Here is a 22,861-nt window from a genome sequence, read left to right on the forward strand (position 1 = left end):
CTTTGCATCCCTGAAACTTGGAATCTCCGATTCCATAGTTGAAGTATCCCTGAAAGGGACAATTCGTCTAAGGGAACAAGTTCCCAAGACTCATGGGGCTAACCGTTTTGCTTTTAAAAGCAGCAGGACCGCCGCTTCTACTGTGTTTAAGGCAAAATTCAATTTCCATGGGTAGGCAAGCATCGCCGTCTGCGAGAAAAATTCATTTTCTGAAAAAGAAATTTCCGTTTTGAAGAAGAGTTCAACCTGTAAAGAAACATTCCTCTTTGAAAAGAATGAAAGAAAAACTCCATTTGAAGATGAGTTCCCCTTGTGAAAAGAAGTTCCCAATTTGAAAAAAATGAAATGCAAGCGTCTAGTGGAGGATTGTATATAATTATTTTTAAAGGCAGCCCAAACAACTTTTTTTTGTATTTATTGAGAAATGATTTTCTTTCTGGCATTGTTGATTATCGCAAGCATTTTTTCAACGAAGATTTCGGATAAAATCGGCGTTCCTGTTCTGCTCGTATTCTTGGCGGTAGGAATTATCGTCGGCAGCGATGTTCTAGGTCTCATCAAATTCAGCGACGCCCAAACCACCAAGCGGATTGCGGACATTCTGCTGATTTTCATTCTGTTTGACGGCGGTTTTCGAACCTCGCGGGACGATTTGCAGCTTGTCGCCAAGCCGGCGACCATTCTTGCCACATTCGGCGTGCTGATTACGGCAGTCGTGCTGGGCATCGCGATTCATTTTATCATGGACTACGAGTTCATGACTTCGATGATGATCGGTTCCATCATTTCTTCTACGGACGCTGCCGCCGTTCTTCTCATCACGCGCCAAAATCCGTTGAAACGGAAAATCGCCGCGACTCTCAATGTAGAAAGCGCGGCAAACGACCCGATGGCAATTCTCCTCACCCTAACTTTTGTAGGGAGCCTCGCCGGACAAGGATCTACGCCAATCGGATTCATCACTTCTCTCCTTTGGCAATTTACCGGCGGCATTCTTACCGGGTATCTTGTCAGCAAATTCGCGCGCCTTCTTTTTGATAAGCTCAAGTCAGAAAACCGCGGCTACTATTACGTTCTTATCGTCGGCGTCATTCTGCTGGCCTATGGTTCTGCGGAAATCATTAAAGCTAACGGAATTATCGCTGTCTTTTTTATGGGCTACTGGCTCGGCAACTCGGATTTTGTTTCCAAACGCGGCGTCAGCAATTTTTTGGAAGGCGTTTCCACTTTCAGCAATATGACGCTTTTCCTGATGCTCGGGCTTTTGGCGTTCCCCCGCAGCTTTTCCCTGGTCTGGAAAGAAGGCCTGCTGATCGCCACCCTCATGATTTTTATCGCGCGTCCTATCGCCGTATTTCTTTCGACGATTCCTTTCCGCTTTACCATGAAAGAGCGCCTATTCCTATGCTGGGGAGGCATCAAAGGCGCCGTTCCCATCGTGCTCGCCACATATCCCGCCGCCTACGGAATCGATTCCAACGAATCCGTATTCAACATCATCTTCTTTGCGGTCATCCTTTCTTGCCTTTTGCAAGGAAGTTCCCTCGGGCATCTAGCCCGCCTATTCAAATTGACCATCCCCAAGCGTCCCCTTTCGCCATTTTCCGTCGAGCTGCATTCCGTTCGCCGAGCAGACCTGGACATGTACGAATTTCAGGTTTTTTCCACCTCTTTCTGCCAAGGGAAATGCATTAAGGATTTGCATCTGGGCAATGAAGTCGTGATTACATCCATCACAAGGAACGCCAAGATTTTACCGCCTAAAGGCGGCGTACAGCTTCAGACGAACGATATTTTGTTCATCCTGGCTCCCATCGCCAAGTATCACGACCTGCTGAATTATCTCGAAAACGGTTGATAGATTCATCTATTCACTTTTTGCCCACAAACACGAAATGCCGCCTTAAGCAAGGCGGCTTCCGAATTATCTCTCTGAAAAAGATTAAAGGCCGAGATCTTTCACAACGGCATAAATGCCGCGTTTTTCGATCGTGCGCAAACCCGCAGCGCTCACACGAAGAGTAACCCAGCGGTCTTCTTCAGGAATGTAAAAACGCTTAGAGAACAGGTTCGGAAGCTGACGAATCAACTTCTTGCGGTTCGAGTGAGAAACCATGTTGCCAACAAGGGCACCTTTTCCAGAAACTTCGCAAATACGGCTCATTGTATAACTCCGTGTTTTATTGGGCACAAGATTAGTTAATTTAAGCGATTTCGTCAAGATGCTAATTCATCCGGAAGCGGGAACTTGAGTTTTTCCTGCATGGTCACCCAATTTTCCACCTGAACTTCGGGCCATTTTGCGCGCACCCAGTGCACAACATCTTGCACCAGATCTTCCGGAGTGCTCGCTCCGCTGGCCAAACCGACGACATCGATTCCTTCAAACCAAGATTCTTCGATATTGTCCACGCAATCGATGAGATGCGAAGAAATGCCCTTTTCGACGCCAAGCTCCGCCAAGCGATTGGCATTGGACGAGTTGTTCGAACCGACGACCAGCAGCATCTGGACCTGCCCGCACAGCGAGCGAACCGCCCCTTGCCGATTGCCCGTCGCATAGCAAATGTCCCCGCGCGCAGGTCCCGCTATATCGGGAAAGCGATTCCGCAACGCTTCGACAATGTGTTGGGATTCCGCCACAGAAAGAGTCGTCTGCGTAATGTAGGCCAATTTGATTTCAGGCGAAAAAGAAAGTTTTTCCACATCATCCACATTCCGAATCAGCGTCATCGAATTAGCGGGAAGCTGCCCTAAATGCCCTTCCACTTCCGCATGGCCGGTATGGCCTATCAGAATGACGTGGCGTCCCGCTTCGTGATGGCGTTTCGCGCTCATGTGCACTCTTTGAACCAGCGGACAGGTAGCATCTAAAACCCGCAGATGACGATTCCGAGCCTCTTGATACACGCTGTCCGGAACCCCGTGAGCCGAAAAGATGACCGTGGAATTTTCGGGCACCTCCGAAAGGGATTCCACAAAAATGGCTCCAGCATTGCGAAACCTTTGCACCACAAACTGATTGTGCACAATTTCGTGGCGGACGTAAATCGGCGATCCGAACTTTTCCAAAGCCCTCTCCACAATATGAAGCGCCCGGTCCACTCCTGCGCAGAAACCGCGAGGACTCGCCAGAATAATTTTTTTCATGCTTTACCATCCAAGTCAGATTTTTGTTCTACAGATAAAACGGTGGAGCGCACAAATCCGAGAAACGCCTTATACGAAGAAAGAGCTTTTTCCCGTTCGTGCGATAGGAAACGGCAAACGGCATCTGGATTCGGAACGGTCCTAGACGCATAGTCCAAAGGTCTGCGCAACCGTACGACGGCCCCTTCTCGTAAAAGTGCTTCCACCGATGCCTGCTGCCCCCGACAATACGGCCCGACATAAGTGGCGACGCCGAGCTTCAACGGCTCCCAAAAATCATGGATTCCCAAACTTCTAGAGTACGATCCTCCGATAACAGCCGCTCTGGAGACCTTAAAAATTTCCGTCAGCTTGCCGTATTCCGTCACCAAAGAAACCGCACCCTTTTGCACCTCCGGCCATTCGACCGTGGGCATTTTTTTTTGACAGAGCGCGTCCCGAAATGCGGGCAACTCCTCTTCAAATCGCGGAGCCAAAACGACAGCTTCTTTTTTTTGCAGAGCCAAAAGCAACATTCGGCACAGCGGTTTTATTTCTTCTCGGTGAAAGGATACAAACGCAGAATCCACGTCCGCTTGACGAGGCAAACGCATTTCTTCCGGGAACTTGGCCCAGCGAAGCAGTTTCCAGTCCCCGCCGACAATCGCTTTCGCCGAAAAAGAGTATTCGCTCGCTGCCATAAAACGGGCAAGATCCGCACCGGTTTGCATACTCGCAAAACCGATAGAGCCAAAATCGGAAGCGTCCACGCAATGAAAGAAACGCCCCGAAATCAAAGCGACTCGAGGCTCTTCAAAAGCTTTGCGCATCGCCGACAAATATCCCGGCCACAATTCATTTTCCGCAAGCACGAGCATCATCGGCTGAACCGATTCCATAAAGCGGCGCATGACAGCCGGAGAGTCCAGCGGAGCCAAAGACGTTTCAAAGCCCAACTCCTCCACGGCGGGTTTTAAAAATTCCAGCACTTCCGTTTTTTGCGTCGTTATCAAAATTCGGGGAATTTCCGGAACGTCCCTTTTCAAAATCTGCGCCAAAGACAATAGCATTTTGCACTCGCCAAGGCTCGCTCCATGGAGCCAAAAACAAGGACCGGACGAAAAAGGGCCATACATCCGGCTGCGGATTTTATACCTCGATTCCACAGAAGAAACCCGACTTGCCACCCAGGCAATCGCACCTAAAGTACTTCGCAAGGCATTCAATCCGACCATCGCAAATCCTCTTTAGAACGGAAAAATATCCATTACATATTTCCGCGCCATCAGCAACAATGTATAAAACACCAGCCATATCCACGTCCACTTATCCGCTATAAAAGCACTTTTTACCGATTTCTTCGAAGCGTTTAAAACGCCGTCCAGTTCTACATTTTTGTTTCTACAGGGAAAGAACATCGCCGTCCGATTTGCCCAACGCCTGTAAGACTCCCCAAAACGCTTTTCTAAAAAAGCATTTTCCCGCAACGCCAAAAGAACAACAAACAAAGTAACGACTCCGGCAAAAGCAAAAGCGTTCCACTGCCACCCTAAATGAAACAGAATAAACGCATAACAGACGCACAAATTGGAAACATACAGCGGGTGCCTTAAACGGGAATAAATTCCCCACGTCACCAAAGCCGGAGCCTCTACCCGATTTCCTCGCGAATGTTCCCCCATGACTCGTCGCGCTTCTATTCGCAGAAGAACGCCAACGGCAGCCAGCCCCACCGCCGACAGCGGAATTTTTCCCGAATGCGGCGGAAACAGGAAAAGAACCAGCGCAAAAATTCCCAGCACAACGCCGCGAAATCGATACAGACATTTCATTTGCATTCTTTCAAATTCACAAGCGTAAAGCGACAGGCAAGTTTTTCCGAAAGCGATTCGTGCGAAACCAGAAACGTCCATTTCCCATATTTTTCTGCGGCAAGCAAAAAAGCGAGCAGAAGATTTTCTCTTTCTTTTTGCGCAACAAAAGCGAACGGTTCATCCAGCAATAAAATCCGAGACGGCGACGCCAACGCCCACAATAAGGCGACCTTTGCTTTTTCACCGCCGGAAAGCCCCTGTTTTTTCAGCAGATTTTCTCCGCCAATCAAAGAATAGAAATCCGCAAATTCCTTTTCGCCAAGACGTTCAGAAACCGCTTCGCCTATAAATTCCCGCGGTGGAAGTGCCAAATCCTGCGAAACCGAAAAGACGCCATGGAGCGCATATTTTTGGGGAAGAAAAATCCGCCCCGCACAAGGCTCTTCCAATCCCGAAATCAATTTGAAAAACGTCGATTTGCCGCAGCCGTTCGCCCCGCGCAACAAAATCGGAGTTTCCGCATCCCATTGCCCATTCCATTTTTGAAAAACAAAATTTCCCTTTTCTTCTAGCGCATACGAGAAAGACACGTCCGAAAAAACGAGGGAATCCGCACAATGCACATTCGGGCATTTTTTTCGAGGAGCCGATTCCAAATCCAAAAGCGTTTTTTGCGCACTCCGCGCTTGCCGCATTTGAGGCAAAATCCTTGCGCAATCTTTGACCGGCTTGTAACAAAGGAAAAGAGCGGAACAGTAAAGAACCAAGCTTTCCGCATCCAGATTCCCACGCAAAATCATCCACCCGCAAAATCCCAAAACCAGCACGACCGCCGAAACAGAAACCGCTTCCATGCCCTGCGAAAGAGCCACTTTTTTGCCGCCCACCAGAATGCCGGATTTTTGAACTTGGCGAATTTTTTGGGAAAGCGAAGCTCCTATTTTTTGGCGGTCTTCCGGAGAACTCCAGCGCCGAAACAGAATTTTGGCATTTTCCACATCCAAGCGGAGAGTTCCGCGTTTCGCCATTTCCTCTTCCACGGACGGCGCCATGGCATGCAATTTTTTTTGAACAAAGGATACGACGGGCAAAACCACCAGCAAAACAAGAAAAGTCAGCCTCGGAGAAATCACAAAAAGCACAGGCAAAAAAACGATCAGTTGCAGCACGGCTTGGACAGCCTGCATCAGCATTTCCACGCTGGACCCGATAATTCGGATGGAATCGTAAGCGACCATCAGATTTTCATCCGCATCCCGGCGATGAAAAAAACGGGGAGAAAGCGTCCGGAGGCGCCTGGCAAACCAAATCGAAAGCACAGCTTCCACATAGCGACTCGCCTTTTCCACAGAAATTCCCCGCCAATACGAAAACAGCCAGCGCAAAACAACAAGCGACAGGGCGGCAAGAAGCCATTCCCCCATTGGTACATCCACTTTTCCACCGACAATCCGCATAAAAAGCCGAACGACAAACAAAAGGGCGGCATCCGCCAGGCTGGCGAGCAAAACAAGGGGAAAAAGCCGAAGAAGAACCTTTTGGGCCGTCTTTTTGAGCCAATGGGAAAGAATCATGCCGGCAATTTAGAATTTTTGCATTTTACCCCTTGACAACTCCAAAAGCTTTCCTATATTTGGCATCATCTAAACGATGCCCCTATCGTCTAGAGGCCTAGGACATGGGATTTTCATTCCCAGAACATGGGTTCGAATCCCGTTGGGGGTACTTCAATAGAGTCCGTCAAAAGATGGGCTCTATTTGATTTTTAAAACGTCCCCATCCAACAGCCCGAATCTTCGGTGGCGTTGTTTTTTATACAACACAAAATCTCCTCGTTTATTTCCCGAATTTCCAAACAAAAGTATTTCTAACCTAGTCCGATTCAACTTTCGGGGAATATCATGAAAAAAATTTTCGCGTTTACCGCCTCCATCTTCTTCGCCGCGCATTCTCTTACCGCACAGGAAATCGCCGATTGGGCGGGTTTCCGAAATGCCGTCGCCACATTTACATTTGACGACAATCTTGCCAACCAGCTTTCCATCGCCGTTCCCATCTTTGACAAATACGGTTACAAAGCGAGTTTTTACATCGTGAACAATTGGAATCCCAATTATGCAAAGTTTAAAGAACTCGTTTCCCAAGGTCACGAAGTCGGCAGCCATTCCGACAGCCATGCGCAAACCATGCCCAACAATGAAATCGCCAGTTCCAAAGCAACTATCGAAAGCAAAATCCCCAACCAGCAGTGCAACACGATTACCTACCCGAACTGCAATGTTCCGGACGAGACCCTGCTTTCCCAGAATTACATCGGCGGTCGCATTTGCAGCGGACAAATCGATGGCAAAACGCCGCAAAACTACAACCGCATCAGTTCCATCATCTGCGGCAACACGGGCAATGTGAATTCCGCTCAAGCCTTCCAGCAAAAAATGCAAGAAGCGATAAACAAAAAAGGCTGGGTGACTTTTCTGATTCACGAAGTCGATGAGGGCAGCGGCTACTCCCCCACGGCATCTTCGGCGATAGACGGGGCTTTGAGTTGGGCAAAGGAGAACGATTCCAAAATCTGGGTGACGACCTTTCGCAATGCCATCATGTATTCCAAAGAGCGAGACGCTTCAAAAATCACTAAACTCAGCGGTGATGCGCAAAGCGAAACTTATTCCCTGACTCACAATCTTAGCACGTCCCTTTCCCCTTTCGACTACCCGCTATCCATTCGCCTTCAAAACACCAATAATTGGACGTCGGTGAAAGCGACCCAAAAAGGAAAAAGCGTCAATGCAAAAATCCAAGACGGCTACATTTATTTTGATGCCGTTCCAAATGGCGGAGACATCGTTCTTTCTAACGGTTCCGGCGAAATCGCTCCGCCCTCTTCCAGTTCCATGATTTCCAGTTCTTCGGCCCAGCCCTTTGCGGGAAGCATTCTCATTCCGGGAACCGTCGAAGCGGAAAATTATGACATCAATGCTTTTTACGATGCCGATGGACAAAACGAATCCACGGGCTACCGGGAAGACGACGCAGGCATCGTTCCAACAGAAAACGGCTACGCCTTGGGCTATACAAACAGCGGGGACTATTTTGAATACTCGTTGAACGTGAAATCTTTGGGCACATATAACGTAACCATCCGCGGCGCAACCGGCAATTCCACCGCAGCAAGCGTCACTCTTTCCGTCGGAAGCGAAAAGCTTTCCATCCAAATTCCGACTTTAGGCAACTGGAATTCCTACGCCACCGTGGACGCCGGCACCCTCGCACTGACTGCCGGAGAGCAGACCCTGCGTTTAAACATCGACAGCAGCTATGTAAACATCGACTGGATTCGCTTTGAATGCGCTTCCTGTGAAACGGACGGCATCGTTTCCTCATTTCAATGGAATTTTAACGCAGCCCCAATCCAGTGCCAGATTTTCGATATCCACGGACAATGGATAAAATCGGCGCACTTGCAAGCGGAAAATGTTGGTGATCTCTGGGAAAAGGTCAAGCCGAGTTTGCGGCCAGGAGCCTACATCATCCGATTGGGGAACGGCAAAACTTCACGGCACATCTTGATGCGCAAATAAAAAATCGCTTTCGATTGGAGTCGGCATTTAGGATGCCGACTTTTCCTTTCAGCCTTCATTCCGTCTTGCGCCATTTTTCTTCACCCAACCAATTTTTTGCAATCACAGATTAAAAAAGAAGCAGTCCCAACAAAGCGGAAACCACAATCATTTTAATCGGACTGATTTTTAAAAATTTCGTTCCCACAAAAGTGAAAACAAAAAGACCGACCGAAACGACAAATCCAAAAGCATCTTCCGAGAACGATCCAAAATTTTCCTTGGTCATCAGTAAAAGAGTCGCCGCAGCCAAAAGACCAACAACCGCCGGGCGCAAACTCGACAGCACCAACTGCACCGACGCATTGTCCTTGTATTTCATCAGGTAGCGGCTAATGATGAGCATTAAAACCAGCGTGGGAAAAACCAGGGCAAAAGTCGCCGTGCAGCTTCCCAGAACGCACAGGAACGGGCTCGCGCCCTCATTTTGCAAAGCCGTGTAGCCCGCATAGGTCGCCGTGTTGATGCCAATCGGACCGGGCGTCATCTGGCTAATCGCGACAATATCCGTAAATTCGCCTGCGGACATCCAATGCCTAGAAGAAACCACTTCGTGCTGAATCAAGGAAAGCATTCCATAGCCGCCGCCAAAACCGAACAAACCGATTTGAAAAAACGTGACAAACAACCAGAAGAACGTCATTTTTTCTCCCGACTAAAAAGCCGGAAAGCCCCGCCACTAAAATGATGAGAATCGGCGACACGCCCAAAAGCCAGATCAAAAGTGCGCTTGCCACCGGAATCCAAATCGTGCGGCGATTCAAATTCGCTTTCTTCGCCAAATTGAAAGTCGGAACCGCTATCAACGCGACCACAGCCGGGCGAATCCCGCGGAACATGGCAGCGACATAAGGATTTTCCTTGAAATGCCGAAAGAACATCGCAATCAAAAGAATAATCAAGAACGAAGGCAGAGCTGTTCCCAATGCGCAGAGGATCCCGCCTGCCAAGCCGCGCAAACGATAGCCGACAAATACGCTGATGTTGATGGCAAAAACGCCGGGACAACTTTGCGCCACAGCCAGCAAATCCCAAAAATCTTCTTTGGAAATCCATTTTTTCTTATCCACGATTTCCGCTTCGATTAGCGGAATCATCGCATAGCCGCCGCCAAACGTAAAAAGCCCGATTTTAAAAAACGTGAAAAAACCGTTCAGAATCACATTATTCGTCATCAATTAAATCTCAACAGGAGCGCAATTTCAAACGACAGAATCTGTTCCGTATGCGCCGTTTCGTCGTCCAATTTTTCATGAATTTGCCGGTATTCCACATAGGCACTCATACTTGCCATTTTATTAAACTGGTAACCCGCACTCGGGCGCACATACCATTCGTGAATCCGGGAAGGCACGCGGCGTTCCGTTTTGGTCAGCTTGGGGAAATACACCGTATAGTCCTTTCCTTCTATCGACCACTTTTTATAAACGCCGTCCGTCCCGCTTTCCTTCTCCCACGGATCATAATCGGCACTCGGTTCATAAGATTCTCGAACCGTTTTGGTGTATTCATAACCTGCCGTCAAGCGCAAATCGATGTCGTTCTTCAATTTGAAATACCATTTCCAGAACTGGAAACCGCGTTTCGTCTTCAGCGGATACGAAATCGTCAAATCGTTGCCCACATTGTAACCGAAGTCCTTATATAGCGCCGTCGGAATCCAGGGAGTGTAATAATATTTGCTGGTGTCCGAGATGTCTTCTACCGGATTCGGCCAATTCGTCTGCGAAATGACTTCGGATTTCGGGCGGCGATCCGTAAATTCCAACTTCAAGAAAGTATTGTCTTCAATCCGTATATTCTGCTGCGTAAGAATGCTGACCCGAATAAGCGGGTTGAAATTCCACGTTGTCGTCCAGCTGTCCTCGGCACTCTGGAAAGGCTTGACAGAACGCGTGTGCGTATAATCGACGCGGTGCGTTGTGCTGACGCTGCGGAATCCGTTCAAAAAGCCTATCCGCTGCGAGAAATTCGGAACCGTCACGCCTACGCCCCACTTTGGCCAAACAATTGTCGAATCCGTGTACATCGGGTATTCGCGGGACTGGCTGAAATCCTGTTTCCATTGCATATCCGTCACCACGCCAATACTCCAGAACGGCAACGTAAATCCCGTCGAAAGATTCAAAGTTCGACTGACGCTGTGCGTAAAATTTCCTTGATAAACGAGAGTGTCCACATGGCCGTTGCGATACTGCGCAAATCGCGTGTAATCGTCGCGATGATCCAGCCCCATATCGCCAGAAACGATATTCCAGATGCCGCGATTCCTGTAACCGTTTCCAATTCCCAAACCGTAAAGATAATACTGGAATGGCGTCACGCCCTGTTCTTCGTATAGCTGCGCCAGAGTAAAGTTTTCGCCCACCGTCGAAAGGTCCACGGTCCAGCCCGCCTTGAGGTCGCGCCAGCGGAGCTTTTCAAAAAATCCCGCGGCGGCATTTTTTTCGCCGAACAATTTCAAAAATTCGATTAGCTTGAAAGACGGAGAAAATTCAAAGCGGTTCGTCTGTGAAATCGTCCAGTAATTTTTTTCCACCATCGTCGGGTCGTATAAATCGTATTCATCCGGAATCGTTTTCTGCTGCTTGAACGAAGACGAGAAGGCAAAGGACATCGGCAAGAAAGGAATGATCAGCGGATTAAATGTCGTTTTGAATTGCTGGCTGCGGCTGCGTTCGTTTTTCAGAATGCCGTAAGAACGCCCGTATTCGCGACTTCCCACACTATCCACCTTGTAATAGACCGTGCTGTCATACAAAATTTTATAGGTATTCGGGTTGTCCATATCGATCAAAGCGGTGTCGCCGTTGGCGTTCACCACGGCCACGGTATCATAGGGAATCACCACGATGCTGTCGGGAGAGATGTAAATCTTGCGATCCGTGTGGTCAAAGTCAAAAATATCATCCGAAGCAAAGAGCCCGCCATGATCCGGCGACCAGAAATTCTCTTTGGCAAAATCCTCCTGGTCTCCGCCGCCATACATATCGCGCGAAATGTTCAGGCTGTAATTTGTCGAAAGGAAGGGGAAGATATTCCAGCGGATATTCGCCTTGTGCGACAAATCCACCGTATAAGTGACATTCTTATCGACCTGCGGTTCCGAGAAGTCCGGATCCCGCTCCTGATTGACATAGCGGACATAGCTCAAGTCGAACAAGGTCAAATCGATGGTCTGCGGCCACGGTTCAAAGCTCGCGTCCGAAAAACTTTTTGCCCATTTGGAATCCTTGAGAAAGCTGAAAGGCTTATAGTTAAAGCGGTTGAAGGTTCCCAGGCTGTATTCGATAATCGTGTGATAGGAATAAGTCGAATCCGCCGAAGTCGTCGATCGGGATTCCGTTTCGGTGTAGCTGTAACTCCACGCCGGGCGTTCCAAGAAAATCTGCGAAAGAATTTCTTTGACGGGGCTGCTCTGCATTTTATAATCTTTGCTGTAGCTAAAGCTGAACCGCCGCGTCCGACTAAAAGATTCGTATCCGCGGGATTCCGCATTTTCACGCAATTTTTCTTCTTCATCGGCATTTTCAACAGTCAATTTTCCATCCCAGGCGTCTTGAATAAAATCGCCCAGATTGTCGCGGGACAATTCCAAATCGTCCGTCGGTTTCAAATAAGGGCGTTCCGTCGTGCTGCTGTAACCGAAATTCATCGGCATGTGGAAGCCTTCGTCATCGGGCAAAAATTTATTGAGGTTCAGGCTTGCGTCTGCGGCAACATCCAATTGAGAAGCCGCTTCGGAAAGGGCGGGTTTCGGAGACGTGCCACTGGTGGAAAGCGTTGCAAAATTTCCATCTTGATAACGGGCGGAAGCCGAAACCGAAAGGAAGTCGCTGAAATTCGCCTGCCCAGACGTGCGGAAAGCGTAGCCCCAATCCGAATCCATGTCCGAAAGCCGCAAGTCGTCAATCCAGAATTCGCCGGAAAGATCCGCAGGCGAAGCGTCCTCGTCGGCAATAATCACAAAGCGAATCCAATCGACAGAAGTCGTCGAAGGATTTCCGACCAGTTTCAGGACCTCTTCACGTTCGCCGCCAATCGAATCCACGACGGCATTCAAATACGGCGGTTTCCGTCCTTTTTTCAAATTCGAGAACGCCGAAAGCTTTTCCGAAAAAGCATTGGCAAGCCAGTTCCGTTCGTGGCAATCCGCCGCGCGTTCCGCCGAGGAACAAGTGATTTTGACCGGCCTGAAGCTCCATTCGTAATAATCCGTCGAACCGTCCAAAGAACCTTCGCCAAATTGCAAGGCAAAGCGCACAGGCGTCCGCGTCGCATCCGTTTCGTAATGGATTTCCATTTTCAGCGTTTTATACTTGGTCAAATCTTTTTCGTTGGATTCAAAAGCCCGAGTCGCTCCGACCGACTGCCCCGGAGACAAGTTCTTGTAAGTAAGGACCAGCGCGGTCTCTTTCAAAGCGGCATTCGATTCCGAATCGCGTTCCGTTTTGGTGTTCGGGCTTTTGTAATACGTTCCCGAATTTTCCCGGTTATTGATAGTCGAAACGCTCAACTGCGACGAATCCGCACTGGACGACGCATCGGAAGAAATGTCCACTTCGCTGCCATCGACTATCGCCGTCTGGGAATTTCCCGTAGAAGACGTCACATACTTGCTGGAAACATCCGAGGATTCCCAAGAATTTCCCATCACTCCCAATTTGACGATCTGCACCTTCGCTTCGGCAACGCCGTTGTTGAGTTTTCCCAGCCAAAGACGGGAGAACTGCGCCTGCGAAAGGATGACCGAATAACTTTCCCCGCTGGAAGTCACCAGCGTATCAAACTGATCGACCGGAATTTTCCAGCGACGCCAGCCGTTTTTTAAAACCTCGTATTGCGTATCGTCATTAGAGGACAAATCAATGCGATAGCGGACAAAGCTGATATCCGTATCCAGCGAGCCATTCCTATTGATGTCTTCCGTATCATACGCTCGTTCGCCATTATTGCCTTCTGTGCCGTTAATCGCCACGGGCGGGTCGCTTTCATCATCCAAATCGTCGTCAAAGTTATCGCGGGCAATGTCCGTATTGGTCGCGTCCGAATTGGCACTCGTTTTTAAGGTACTCACACAGCCATTCATGCGGCAATCCCACACGATTCGAACTTCTTCCGAACCGGAAAGCCCGTCCAAACCTTTGTCGTGCAAAGCGGTCGTCGTCCCCAAATCATTTTCGCCGTCATATTGTCCGTTCGGCGCGTCACCATTAATCGACAAGTCTTCGCTGATAAGCCCCAAATCCAAATAAAGGCTGCCCACATTTCCTCGAGCGACGACTTCAATATATTTCATATCGCTCAAGTCCTGATAGTAGCTGGAATTCGGACGCATCACGCCGCCCCAGCTGTTCCCCGCCAGATTGTCGTTCGGGCGCAACGTAAACTTGAGCACCGTCAAGCGCTGGTTATCCACATCGCTGTTCCCAACCGTGGGATAGATATGCTTATACAGGACCGTATTGTTGCTATGCCAAATAAATTCACCTTTGTGCTTGTAATCCTGATTTTCAATGTAGGTTCCCGGATCCGTATCCACGCCGCCAGGAGGAGACGCAAAATACCAGGAAAGACGCGACAACGGGTAAACCAGTCCCGACTCGCTGCTTTCAAAATCTTCCAGCAAGGCCGTTTTTCCGCTGCTCGTGTTCGCATCGTGATAGCTGCTGGCAAATTCCGTTTCAAACTTCCAATTGGAAGTCGCCGACGTGTTGATGCCCGGAATCATGTTCACCAGATCCGTCATCCACTTCGTCGTGTCTTGCAAGCGCAAATTCATGCCCCAAAGGAAACTGGAATACGGTTCGCTTCCCAAAGTCGGCGTACTGGCCGTCGTGCTCTGGCTTTTATACAATGCGGTGATGCCAAAGAGCGAGCCTTCACCAAAGCCGTAACGCGTCAGCGGCAACTCCGCTCTGGCTCCCAGCAAAACCTTGTTGTCGATTTCAAAAAGCGGTTCGCATTCAAATTCCACCGAGATTTCTTTGTTCGGATCCAACGCCGTTTCGCTTAAAAGTTCAATCTGCCCCAATTCATAATTCACATCGTAGTCCACGCCGCGAGTCAAAACCGTCGAGCCCGCTTTCAATTTTTCGGAGCCTTCTGAAATATCCATACACGTTCCAGAACTTACCGAATAGCTGGAACTCGGATCCCGCACGCTGATCACGGAATTGCGTTTTTTCCCGACGCTTTCAAAATAAAAACGGTTCGTGTACTTCGTACCCAGATTGGAAACCGGCAGCGTATATAGCTTTGCCATCGTCGCCGAAGAGTCGATGTTCCGAAGCGGCTCCAAGCAATTCTCCCGAGCCCGTGCCGAAGAATTCGCTCCGCTATACCAAGAAAGCGGGCGACAAGGCAACCACATTTCGCCGGTATAAGAGCCCGAAGCGTCCTTCTTGAAAATCGTCGCATCGCCCGTTAAAATCACATTCGTCGTCGAATCCACAAGCCCGAGCGTTTTCAAATACGAACTCGAAACTCCCGCCTTATTTTTAAGGCGCAACACGAAACTGGAGGCGCTTTCATCCGAAATGCCGACGGAATAAACGTTGCGAAGCATCAGCTTGTCGATGTCCGTCAATTCCGAAAGGGTCGCATCCCATTGAATCAACGCCACGCGCGATCCATCATTGACCGTCGTCCCCGACCTGCCCGTGCCATCATCCGACCAGCTGGCCGCAATCAGCGTATTCTTGTTTGCTCCAAGAACTTTGACGATACCCGTTTTGCTGTCATAGGAATAATCGTTAATGGACATCGGCACCAAACGGTCGATGGTCTTTTCTATTCGGGCACCCGTCGGCGTAATATAAACCGCCGTGATATTTTCCACCACATTGGTCGTCGTATTCGTCGGCGCTCGCCGGTAAAGTTTCAAATTCGTCGCCGCATACGGAGCCGTGCTGCGCCCAGCGAGTCCCGCGCTAATATAATTGCTCCGGGCTTCCTGATTGATAAAGTAGTAGCGGTACGCGATAAACTGCTTGTCTTGAATCTGGAACTCCGTCGTACTGGAGCTGGCGTTAATCGTGTATTTTTCCTGGCTCCCTCCATCCTGAGACGCAATCGTCGTCAGCCACCAGTCTCCCAGTTTCCATTCCGCTTTAATGCCAAAAAGTCCTTTGTGGTTTTCGGAATATCCGGTCAGTTCCGTTCCCGGAAGCGCCAAAGAAGTCGTTCCCGCTTCAATGCGCTGTAAAATGTAGTCTTCAAATTCGCCTTTATAAGATTCCTCGTAAACCACCCGGATCTGGTTTTTCGCCCCCAACCCGCTCTCGACGTTATTGACTTCCACGGTAATGTAAGGTCCGATTTTTCCTTTCACCATGAAGCTCGGGTCGTAATGCAACGTCGGGCTCGGGAAAAGGTTGTCCTTGGTGCTGCCAGGTGCGTCGTCCTTTTCGCCTCGACCGGAAAGCCGAATATCCATCGTTCCTTGAAGCATCAGCTTTGGCTTATCAAATCCAAAATCCTTCATCCACGACGGCATATTGATGGGAATGTCGATATCGTAAAGTGTTCCACTCTCCGGTTTAGAATATCCCCCGCTGCTTTGCCCCGCAAAAGAATTCAGCCACAGACGATTGAAGCCGACGTCGTACATATCCGAGACGTAAGCGGCAATTTCCGGATAAGTCGAAGACCACATTTCCATCGTGTCCCGACTGAGCGGATTCACATACTTCTTTGTCACCTCCATTTCGCGATTTTCAAAATCGATGTCGTGTTCGTATTGCTCATTTCGAGGAGGTTTCATCAACTGCGATTTTTGGGCAATCCCGCTCTTGGGCGCCAAATCCGAAAGCGGCGTCGCATTTGGAGGAAGCGGCATATACTGCACAGCGCTTTTAGCGGAACCCGACGCAGCAGAAGACACAGCGGAATCCGCCGACTCTTCAGCAAACGAAAGAGCAACCAAAAAAGCCAATACGGTCAAAAATTTTTCCATTCTAGACCAGATTCAGAACATCCTTTGCTATGCAGAATAAACGCACTAAAAATACAGAATCAATACGCCACTGCCCACAAAAAGTCGATAGAAATTAACAATTTTTTCATTTGAAATCTTTGCCGTCTTGGAAATTTCGGTTCTTTAAGCGCACCAACCGATCCCTGAGTTTTGGTTAGTATGCTTCGACGGGCTCAACAACCATGCTTCGACAATCGATCCCTGAGCTTGTCGAAGGGCAAGGGAGAAGTGATTAGCGCTCACGTTTTCCATTCTTTTTCTCCCCGACACAAAAAAAAACGAGCCTGAAAGTATCCAGACTCGTTTATCCTAGAACCGAAGAAATCCTACTTCAAGAATATGTCGATATCGCCAAGGCATTTTTCCCACGCCTTGTCTTTGGCAACAAGCATTTGCATAATCTTTTCATAGGTGGCAGTCGTTCCAAAGCCTTTCCACAAGCGACGTTCCACGTTTTCACCCGAATCTTTGTCGATTGTGGTAATCGTATCGTAATAGTCCTTGTTGTCTTTGAATTCATTGACCAGAATCGATTTCAGATAGTCGCTGTAAATACGAGAAGCATATTTGAGAAGCGATTCGTTGAAATCCAATTCATTATTGACCAGATATTCGAAATCCTGAATCGGATTGCCGTAAACCAGCCAATGCCGAAGGGCGATGGCCACAACAACGTCGCGAACAGCGCTGCGGAAGAGGAACTTGTCTTCCAGACGACCATTCCATGTGATTTTGGTCAGCGGGTTTCCGTCATTCGCTTCAATTGAAACGCCCTTGCCCGGAACGACGTTGCGAATTTTAATCGGCAAGCGGGTCAAAAGTTGCCACGCCTTTGTAAAGGCGATTGTCTTGCGGACAAAATCCCTTTCCTTATCGGGAGCCACTCGCAGGAATGCACCAAAGCAGTGCTGGTACAGGCCTTCCTTGTCAAAGATGCAATCGCTGGAACGGCTTTCCGAAATTTTTCCGTCCATCATAAAAAGCGTCTTGGCGAGTTCTGGCCGCATCCGGACTTCCAGTTTGCGGGTCCGCGCTTTTAAACGCACGCCGTCCTTATAGACATAAGTAAAACCTTCTTCCTGATAACGCTGCCAAATAAAGAACTGCAAATCGTCCGCAGCGCGCAGATGGTAGCTGAACACCGGATTCTGGCGGTTATTCGCCATCGTCACCTGACGCAAGAAAGACTCCGCATCGGGATAAGGGACGACAACTTTCACCAGAACGAATGGATTTACCGGATTCTTGCTGGTTTTGAAATAGCTTTCATAAGTGAACAGAGACTGCGCACCGTTGATGATTTTCGGGCGTTCAATCTGCAAAACTTTTTTGCCATCGCGATCTTTTAAACGCAAATCGTCGCCGGTCAAAGTCATGCCGTTGTGCAAAAACGGGAAATCGCTGGCATCGTTCGCCTTTTCCATTTCCTGGAATGCTTCGATAAGAGCCGCATTGGTGTGGGTCAATTTACCCAAATAAGTTCGGATGTTACTCGAAACAATCGCCATGTTGTGCTTTGTCTTCAAGCGTTTGCCCAAAGACTGGTGGTAATCAAAAATCGTGCGAATCGGGCAGAATCCCACGAAAAGTTCACCGCTCTTGCTGGTCATGTGCAAAGGATCGTCTTGCATCACAATGTCGAGCTTGTCGTCGTTATTGCGGAAATCCTTGGCCAAATCATCGTGTTCCGCACGAATTTCCAGTTTCGCGCGGATATCGGATTTCCAAATGCTGAGCTTGCGGCGCATATCTTTCAAAGTGCGCTCCATTTCGGCATCCGTCACATAGCGGCTAGAAAGAGTCCGCAAAACCGTAATTTCCAAGGTTTCCATGTAAGGTCTGCTGGCCGGCTGGTCGTTGCCATCGTCCGCATCCGCCGCATCCATTTTCAGCACATCCCACGGATCCGCTTCTTCACGGAGCGACATAAAGAACGGATTGTCCGGGTCGCTAGTGCGGAATACAGCAATCTGCAATTGTTTCAGATCGTAGGAAAGGTTGTGCATCACCTTTTCTAATGGGGTCGTTTCATCGATAAAAATGAAAATTTCGAGAAAACCCTGGGAATACTGGAAGCCGTGAAAGCATCCTTCTTCATCCAAATTCAAATGCCTTAAAGCCTTGATGCGATCCGTCGGGTCGTTAGGGTTCAAGCTGAGCAAACTCGCTACAAAGGAAAGTCTGCGTTCTTGTGCTTTCGTTAAATCCATTTTATTCCTCTAAAAACTCCAAAACACTAGAGTTTTTGAAATTCATATACATAGTAATTAAATATTACTTTTTTAGAGGACTCCCAACCAAAAAAATCATGTTTCATTATTTTTACATTCAAACGGGGACACGATTTTTCCGATTTTTAGCCTTTGCGTTATAATATAGGTTTTCTTTTGCTCTTCGCCAAATTTTTCTGAATTCCTACTTGCATTTTGCCATCGCCCGCACCCGATAAGTTCTGACATTTTCAAAAATTACTTTTTGCTTACACAAAAAAAAACAACAGACGCATCGATTTTCCAAAGCAAGCCGTTTGACAAAAATTTCCGCAAAAGACACCCACTGGGAACTATATCCAATCCTCCACCACAATATCACAATTAAAATTTTTTCAAAGGGCGAACATCTTTTTCCCAAGCTGAACCCTTCTTCAAACGGGGCTTTTTCTTTCTCAAGGGCGAATCCTTTTTCAAAGTGTGAACTTTCTTTCCCAAGCTGAACTCTTCAATGTTTCTTCATACCGTAAATTTTTCTCGCAGACAGCGAGATGCTCGTTTGCCACACACAAATCTTGGGAAATTGCATTTTAGCTTGAACACAAGGGAAGCGGCAGCCCGCCGCCTTGAAAAGCAAAACGACAGGCCGCCATTTCTCCAATGAACTCTAATCACTAGAAAGGCGAAACGATTACGAGCAAATCAGGAGGAATTTTGCGCATCCGTACCCAAAATTTGTATTTTCAAAAAATGCCCGCCAGAATACGCATCTATACCGCTTTTTGGAGCATTGCCGTCTGGATTTGCATCGCCTGCTCCCACAACATTCCGGACGCTTCCGAGCAAATTTCGCAACGGCCTTTGCATCACCTTCCCGACGGGCATTTTCGCAACACGGACACCCTGACAGAACCCATTCGAGACACGATGGAAATCGATTCGCTGGTTCCGACGCACAGAACCGTTCTGCACCCCTTGCCCATCGTTCGCGGCAAAGAGGAAATCTGGGCGGATTCCTCCGCCGCTTCCGCCACCTGGATCGGGCACAGCACTTATTACATTCGGCTGCGAAACTTCGGCATTTTATGCGACCCCATCTTTAGCGAAAGAGCGTCCCCAGTGCAGCTTTTCTTTGGACCCAAACGCGGCTCGCCGCCCGGAAGAAGTCTGGATTCGCTCCCCGGCGTGGACCTGGTTCTGATTTCGCACGACCATTACGACCATCTCGATTACACCAGCATCCGAAACATCCACAAAAAATGGCCGCATTGCCTTTACGCCGTTCCTCTCAAAATTGCGGAAATTCTGGAAGGCTGGGGAATTCCCCGGGCGCAAATCATAGAATTGGACTGGTGGGAATCCCAAGAGCTTCATGCCAAAGGGAACGCATTACGCCTGACGTGCGTTCCTGCGCACCACACCAGCCGAAGAAGCGCTTTTTCTTCAAGCAGAAATTCGACTCTTTGGGGCGGCTGGATTGTCGAATTTCGGAGCCGCAAAATCTGGTTTGCTGGAGACATCGCCATGGGCGACGGCTCTTATTACAAGGAAATCGCCCAAAAATTTGCCCCGATAGACGTTTCTTTTTTACCCATCGGCAGCTACAAGCCCTCTCGTTACACCCGGGTTCACATCAGTCCTAGGCAAGCCGTCCAGTTGCACCTTCTTGTTCGGTCGCAAAAAAGTTTCGCCATGCACTGGGGCACGTTTAGCATGGTCTATGAACGTATGGACGATCCGCCAAAGGATTTAAAAAGAGCCAAAAAAGAAATGGACGTTCCTGATTCCAGCTTCGTCGTGCCGGCTCTCGGTGAAATTCACAAGCTATTCGACTATTCCGATTTGGAACGATAGAAAAACATCTTATCCTTTCTTTTTGCGATTTTCCCCCAACAATCTGCACAAAAATGCTATCATTTTACAAAAGCTGTCATTCCAAAAATGGAGCCGGATTATGAACATTCTTGACGTAATTGCAAAAGCAAAGGCCGAAAAAGCAAAAAAATTGGATCTTTCAGACCTGCACTTGCGCTTACTTCCGCAAGAGCTGTTTGCCCTGGAAGATCTGGAAGAGCTGGTTCTGGACCAAAATCTTCTTGTGGAACTTCCGGAAAGTATCGGTAGGCTCAAAAATTTGAAAAGCCTTTCCGTCAGCGAGAACGATCTGATGGAAATTCCCGAGTCCATTGCCGAGCTTTCCCTTTTGGAAAACCTGTATCTCGGCTACAACAGCCTTTCCGAAATTCCTGAATCTCTCGGGATGCTTAAAAATCTGAAAAAAGTGAATATCGCCAGGAACCAGCTTTTGGAACTCCCGGATTCCATCGGCAACTGGACGCAAGTGGAAAAATTCTCCCTGCACGACAATATGCTGTCTAAAATTCCGGATTCCATCGGCAATATGGCAAAGCTGGAAAAGCTCTATCTGGACAATAACGAGTTGCAAGTGCTTCCCGAAAGCATCGGCAATCTGCAAGAGTTGGAAATTCTGATGGTTTCCGGCAACAAGCTGGCGTCTTTGCCTAAATCCATCGGCGATTTGCAGAAACTTGTCGAACTGGTTCTCGACGAAAATTCCCTGGACGCGCTTCCCGAAAATCTGGCAGACTGCAAAGCGCTCAAGTCGCTCTCCGTCGTAAACAACCCGCTTTCTGGAACGCTGCCTGCGGTTCTTGCCGAAAAAGAAAATCTGCGGATAGACGTTTAAGCGAAAGCAACCCTATGAAAAAATTCATCCTCTTTTTCAGCTCCGCCATTTTTTGGATGGCGGGATGTTCTACCGATACCATTTCCATTCCTTCCATAGCCAAAGAGGGAAACGAAGAATTCAAATTCAACTACAACATTCTCCATTACTATTATTATAAAGCCGAAGAAGAGCTCCGCTCTCCCGAATACTACTTGAACAATCCGGACACGATTCTGGTGAATCCCAAATACGCCGATGTTGCCGAAGTCGTAGCGATGTATCTAGGAATGTCGGACTTGTTTACATTCTATTATCCGAGCCAATACTTTGATGCCATCCAATCCTCGATTACGGAATCCAAGACAAACGACAAATCGTTCGGCATGGAAGTGGATTCTTCTCTGCAAGTCAAATACGTTTATAGGGTCGGCCCGGCGGCTACGGCGGGAGTGCATCGGGGAGATCAAGTCATCGCTCTCGACAGCATTCCTTTAAACGACGACTCTACTAGCGCATTCGACAAATACAACTCCATTCTAGAGCAAAAAACGGAAGACAACTTTCTGCTGACCGTTTTGCAAAATGGCGAAGCGCGGGATTTTTCGCTGACTCGCGAAAGCCTGCTGACGCCGACCGTCTATCTGGATTCCATCGACAGCGTCCCCGTTATTCGGATTACGGAATTTTCAAATATCACAAACGGGTTTGGTGAAGATGGCAGCTATGCGGAATTTCAAGATGTTTTAAACCAGACAGATGGAGCCAAATCTACCGTATTGGATTTGCGGGGAAATCCCGGAGGCTCCATAAGCCTGTGCACTCAAATGGCCGGCGAACTCCTTTCTAAAGGCGACACGATTATCGTCGAAAAGAATTGGAAAAGAGAATCTCCCGAAAAAACATTCTCAACCCTATACACCGTCAATGAAAAAGACGGCATGGCAAAAGACCGCTACGTTGTACTGATGCTAGATAGCAACAGCGCCAGCTGCGCCGAAATGTTTGCCGCCGCTTTAACAGCCAACATCAAAGCGCCGATCGTCGGCACGAATTCCTTTGGCAAGGGCATTGGGCAGTATTATATTCAAACTCCCGAAAACGGTTTTGGCGTCATCACCGCCATCCAGATTCTAGACAAGAACGGCGAATCTTTCCATTCCTATGGTTTTGTTCCGGATTTCGACATTCCCGACAGCGTTTCTGCTTTAGTCAAAGCCGTTGAACTGGCAAAAGCCGCTACATTCAAAAGGCAGGCGGGCTACAATCCCGAAGTGCAGACCTACTGGACATCTTCGAAGTATAAGGCCATTCCCCGCACTCCTGAAGAAAGTTTAAAACTCTTGCTTCGAGGGATGGCCCTCAAAAAACTAGATTACCTAGACGCCCATTAAAATCTCCAAAAATTGGCGGCATTTGATAGT

Annotated in this window: 15 protein-coding genes and 1 tRNA gene; 6 read left to right on the plus strand and 10 right to left on the minus strand. The window is 48.4% G+C overall.

What is annotated here, in order from left to right:
- Positions 1–424: 424 nt before the first annotated feature.
- A complete protein-coding gene (locus B5D40_RS06155) occupies positions 425–1,858 on the plus strand; it encodes a potassium/proton antiporter (protein WP_078776216.1) in 1,434 nt (477 codons plus the stop codon).
- Positions 1,859–1,942: 84 nt separating this feature from the next.
- Here B5D40_RS06155 and rpmB read toward each other — a convergent pair whose 3' ends face one another.
- Genes rpmB through B5D40_RS06180 form a run of 5 tightly spaced genes read right to left on the minus strand, consistent with a single transcriptional unit; the run spans position 1,943 to position 6,517 of the window.
- A complete protein-coding gene (gene rpmB / locus B5D40_RS06160; protein ID WP_073303956.1) occupies positions 1,943–2,164 on the minus strand; it encodes a 50S ribosomal protein L28 in 222 nt (73 codons plus the stop codon).
- A gap of 53 nt (positions 2,165–2,217) precedes the next feature.
- Positions 2,218–3,150 (minus strand): 4-hydroxy-3-methylbut-2-enyl diphosphate reductase, encoded by a 933-nt coding sequence (gene ispH, locus B5D40_RS06165; RefSeq protein ID WP_078776217.1) that lies wholly within the window; start codon positions 3,148–3,150, stop codon positions 2,218–2,220.
- Positions 3,147–4,364 carry a 3-deoxy-D-manno-octulosonic acid transferase gene (locus B5D40_RS06170; protein WP_078776218.1) on the minus strand — a complete coding sequence of 406 codons (1,218 nt, stop codon included), beginning with the start codon at positions 4,362–4,364 and terminating at the stop codon, positions 3,147–3,149. Before B5D40_RS06170 ends, ispH begins: the two co-directional genes overlap by 4 nt.
- 12 nt (positions 4,365–4,376) lie before the next feature.
- Entirely contained in the window at positions 4,377–4,967 is a 591-nt protein-coding gene (locus B5D40_RS06175; protein WP_158222158.1) for a methyltransferase family protein, read from the minus strand.
- The gene (locus B5D40_RS06180; protein WP_078776220.1) at positions 4,958–6,517 is read right to left on the minus strand and encodes an ATP-binding cassette domain-containing protein; all 1,560 of its coding nucleotides are present in this window, start codon (positions 6,515–6,517) and stop codon (positions 4,958–4,960) included. Before B5D40_RS06180 ends, B5D40_RS06175 begins: the two co-directional genes overlap by 10 nt.
- A 78-nt stretch (positions 6,518–6,595) precedes the next feature.
- Between B5D40_RS06180 and B5D40_RS06185 the strand changes: the two genes are divergently transcribed.
- Both B5D40_RS06185 and B5D40_RS06190 read left to right on the plus strand, forming a co-directional pair.
- Positions 6,596–6,668, plus strand: a tRNA-Glu gene (locus B5D40_RS06185).
- A gap of 176 nt (positions 6,669–6,844) precedes the next feature.
- Positions 6,845–8,524 carry a carbohydrate-binding protein gene (locus B5D40_RS06190; protein ID WP_078776221.1) on the plus strand — a complete coding sequence of 560 codons (1,680 nt, stop codon included), beginning with the start codon at positions 6,845–6,847 and terminating at the stop codon, positions 8,522–8,524.
- Positions 8,525–8,633: 109 nt separating this feature from the next.
- Here B5D40_RS06190 and B5D40_RS06195 read toward each other — a convergent pair whose 3' ends face one another.
- The 5 genes from B5D40_RS06195 to B5D40_RS15610 all read right to left on the minus strand — a co-directional run bounded on the left by B5D40_RS06195 (position 8,634) and on the right by B5D40_RS15610 (position 19,000).
- The gene (locus B5D40_RS06195) at positions 8,634–9,206 is read right to left on the minus strand and encodes a chromate transporter (RefSeq protein WP_073303946.1); all 573 of its coding nucleotides are present in this window, start codon (positions 9,204–9,206) and stop codon (positions 8,634–8,636) included.
- Entirely contained in the window at positions 9,100–9,738 is a 639-nt protein-coding gene (locus B5D40_RS06200) for a chromate transporter (protein ID WP_078776222.1), read from the minus strand. The genes B5D40_RS06195 and B5D40_RS06200 overlap by 107 nt, the downstream gene beginning before the upstream one ends.
- Entirely contained in the window at positions 9,738–16,520 is a 6,783-nt protein-coding gene (gene sov, locus B5D40_RS06205) for a T9SS outer membrane translocon Sov/SprA (RefSeq protein ID WP_078776223.1), read from the minus strand. The genes B5D40_RS06200 and sov overlap by 1 nt, the downstream gene beginning before the upstream one ends.
- 347 nt (positions 16,521–16,867) lie before the next feature.
- A complete protein-coding gene (locus B5D40_RS06210) occupies positions 16,868–18,751 on the minus strand; it encodes an AIPR family protein (protein ID WP_073303937.1) in 1,884 nt (627 codons plus the stop codon).
- A gap of 96 nt (positions 18,752–18,847) precedes the next feature.
- On the minus strand, positions 18,848–19,000 hold the full coding sequence (locus B5D40_RS15610) for a hypothetical protein (protein WP_158222159.1): 153 nt from the start codon (positions 18,998–19,000) through the stop codon (positions 18,848–18,850).
- Between the two features lie 501 nt (positions 19,001–19,501).
- Here B5D40_RS15610 and B5D40_RS06215 point away from each other — a divergent pair.
- The 3 genes from B5D40_RS06215 to B5D40_RS06225 all read left to right on the plus strand — a co-directional run bounded on the left by B5D40_RS06215 (position 19,502) and on the right by B5D40_RS06225 (position 22,831).
- The gene (locus tag B5D40_RS06215; protein WP_143394470.1) at positions 19,502–20,605 is read left to right on the plus strand and encodes an MBL fold metallo-hydrolase; all 1,104 of its coding nucleotides are present in this window, start codon (positions 19,502–19,504) and stop codon (positions 20,603–20,605) included.
- Between the two features lie 100 nt (positions 20,606–20,705).
- Positions 20,706–21,458: a leucine-rich repeat domain-containing protein gene (locus B5D40_RS06220; protein WP_078776225.1), complete on the plus strand. Its 753-nt coding sequence runs from the start codon at positions 20,706–20,708 to the stop codon at positions 21,456–21,458.
- A gap of 14 nt (positions 21,459–21,472) precedes the next feature.
- Positions 21,473–22,831, plus strand: a complete 1,359-nt coding sequence (locus B5D40_RS06225) for a S41 family peptidase (protein ID WP_078776226.1) — start codon at positions 21,473–21,475, stop codon at positions 22,829–22,831.
- Positions 22,832–22,861: the final 30 nt, after the last annotated feature.

It is taken from the genome of Fibrobacter intestinalis, assembly GCF_900167415.1.
GTDB classification, from domain to species: Bacteria; Fibrobacterota; Fibrobacteria; order Fibrobacterales; family Fibrobacteraceae; genus Hallerella; species Hallerella intestinalis.

What these genes read in the sequence shown, in the direction of transcription:
- B5D40_RS06155 (WP_078776216.1), top strand. Translation starts at nt 425, where the DNA reads ATGATTTTCTTTCTGGCATTGTTGATTATCGCAAGCATTTTTTCAACG.
- rpmB (WP_073303956.1), bottom strand. Translation starts at nt 2,164, where the DNA reads ATGAGCCGTATTTGCGAAGTTTCTGGAAAAGGTGCCCTTGTTGGCAAC.
- ispH (WP_078776217.1), bottom strand. Translation starts at nt 3,150, where the DNA reads ATGAAAAAAATTATTCTGGCGAGTCCTCGCGGTTTCTGCGCAGGAGTG.
- B5D40_RS06170 (WP_078776218.1), bottom strand. Translation starts at nt 4,364, where the DNA reads ATGGTCGGATTGAATGCCTTGCGAAGTACTTTAGGTGCGATTGCCTGG.
- B5D40_RS06175 (WP_158222158.1), bottom strand. Translation starts at nt 4,967, where the DNA reads ATGCAAATGAAATGTCTGTATCGATTTCGCGGCGTTGTGCTGGGAATT.
- B5D40_RS06180 (WP_078776220.1), bottom strand. Translation starts at nt 6,517, where the DNA reads ATGATTCTTTCCCATTGGCTCAAAAAGACGGCCCAAAAGGTTCTTCTT.
- B5D40_RS06190 (WP_078776221.1), top strand. Translation starts at nt 6,845, where the DNA reads ATGAAAAAAATTTTCGCGTTTACCGCCTCCATCTTCTTCGCCGCGCAT.
- B5D40_RS06195 (WP_073303946.1), bottom strand. Translation starts at nt 9,206, where the DNA reads ATGACGTTCTTCTGGTTGTTTGTCACGTTTTTTCAAATCGGTTTGTTC.
- B5D40_RS06200 (WP_078776222.1), bottom strand. Translation starts at nt 9,738, where the DNA reads ATGACGAATAATGTGATTCTGAACGGTTTTTTCACGTTTTTTAAAATC.
- sov (WP_078776223.1), bottom strand. Translation starts at nt 16,520, where the DNA reads ATGGAAAAATTTTTGACCGTATTGGCTTTTTTGGTTGCTCTTTCGTTT.
- B5D40_RS06210 (WP_073303937.1), bottom strand. Translation starts at nt 18,751, where the DNA reads ATGGATTTAACGAAAGCACAAGAACGCAGACTTTCCTTTGTAGCGAGT.
- B5D40_RS15610 (WP_158222159.1), bottom strand. Translation starts at nt 19,000, where the DNA reads ATGTCAGAACTTATCGGGTGCGGGCGATGGCAAAATGCAAGTAGGAAT.
- B5D40_RS06215 (WP_143394470.1), top strand. Translation starts at nt 19,502, where the DNA reads ATGCCCGCCAGAATACGCATCTATACCGCTTTTTGGAGCATTGCCGTC.
- B5D40_RS06220 (WP_078776225.1), top strand. Translation starts at nt 20,706, where the DNA reads ATGAACATTCTTGACGTAATTGCAAAAGCAAAGGCCGAAAAAGCAAAA.
- B5D40_RS06225 (WP_078776226.1), top strand. Translation starts at nt 21,473, where the DNA reads ATGAAAAAATTCATCCTCTTTTTCAGCTCCGCCATTTTTTGGATGGCG.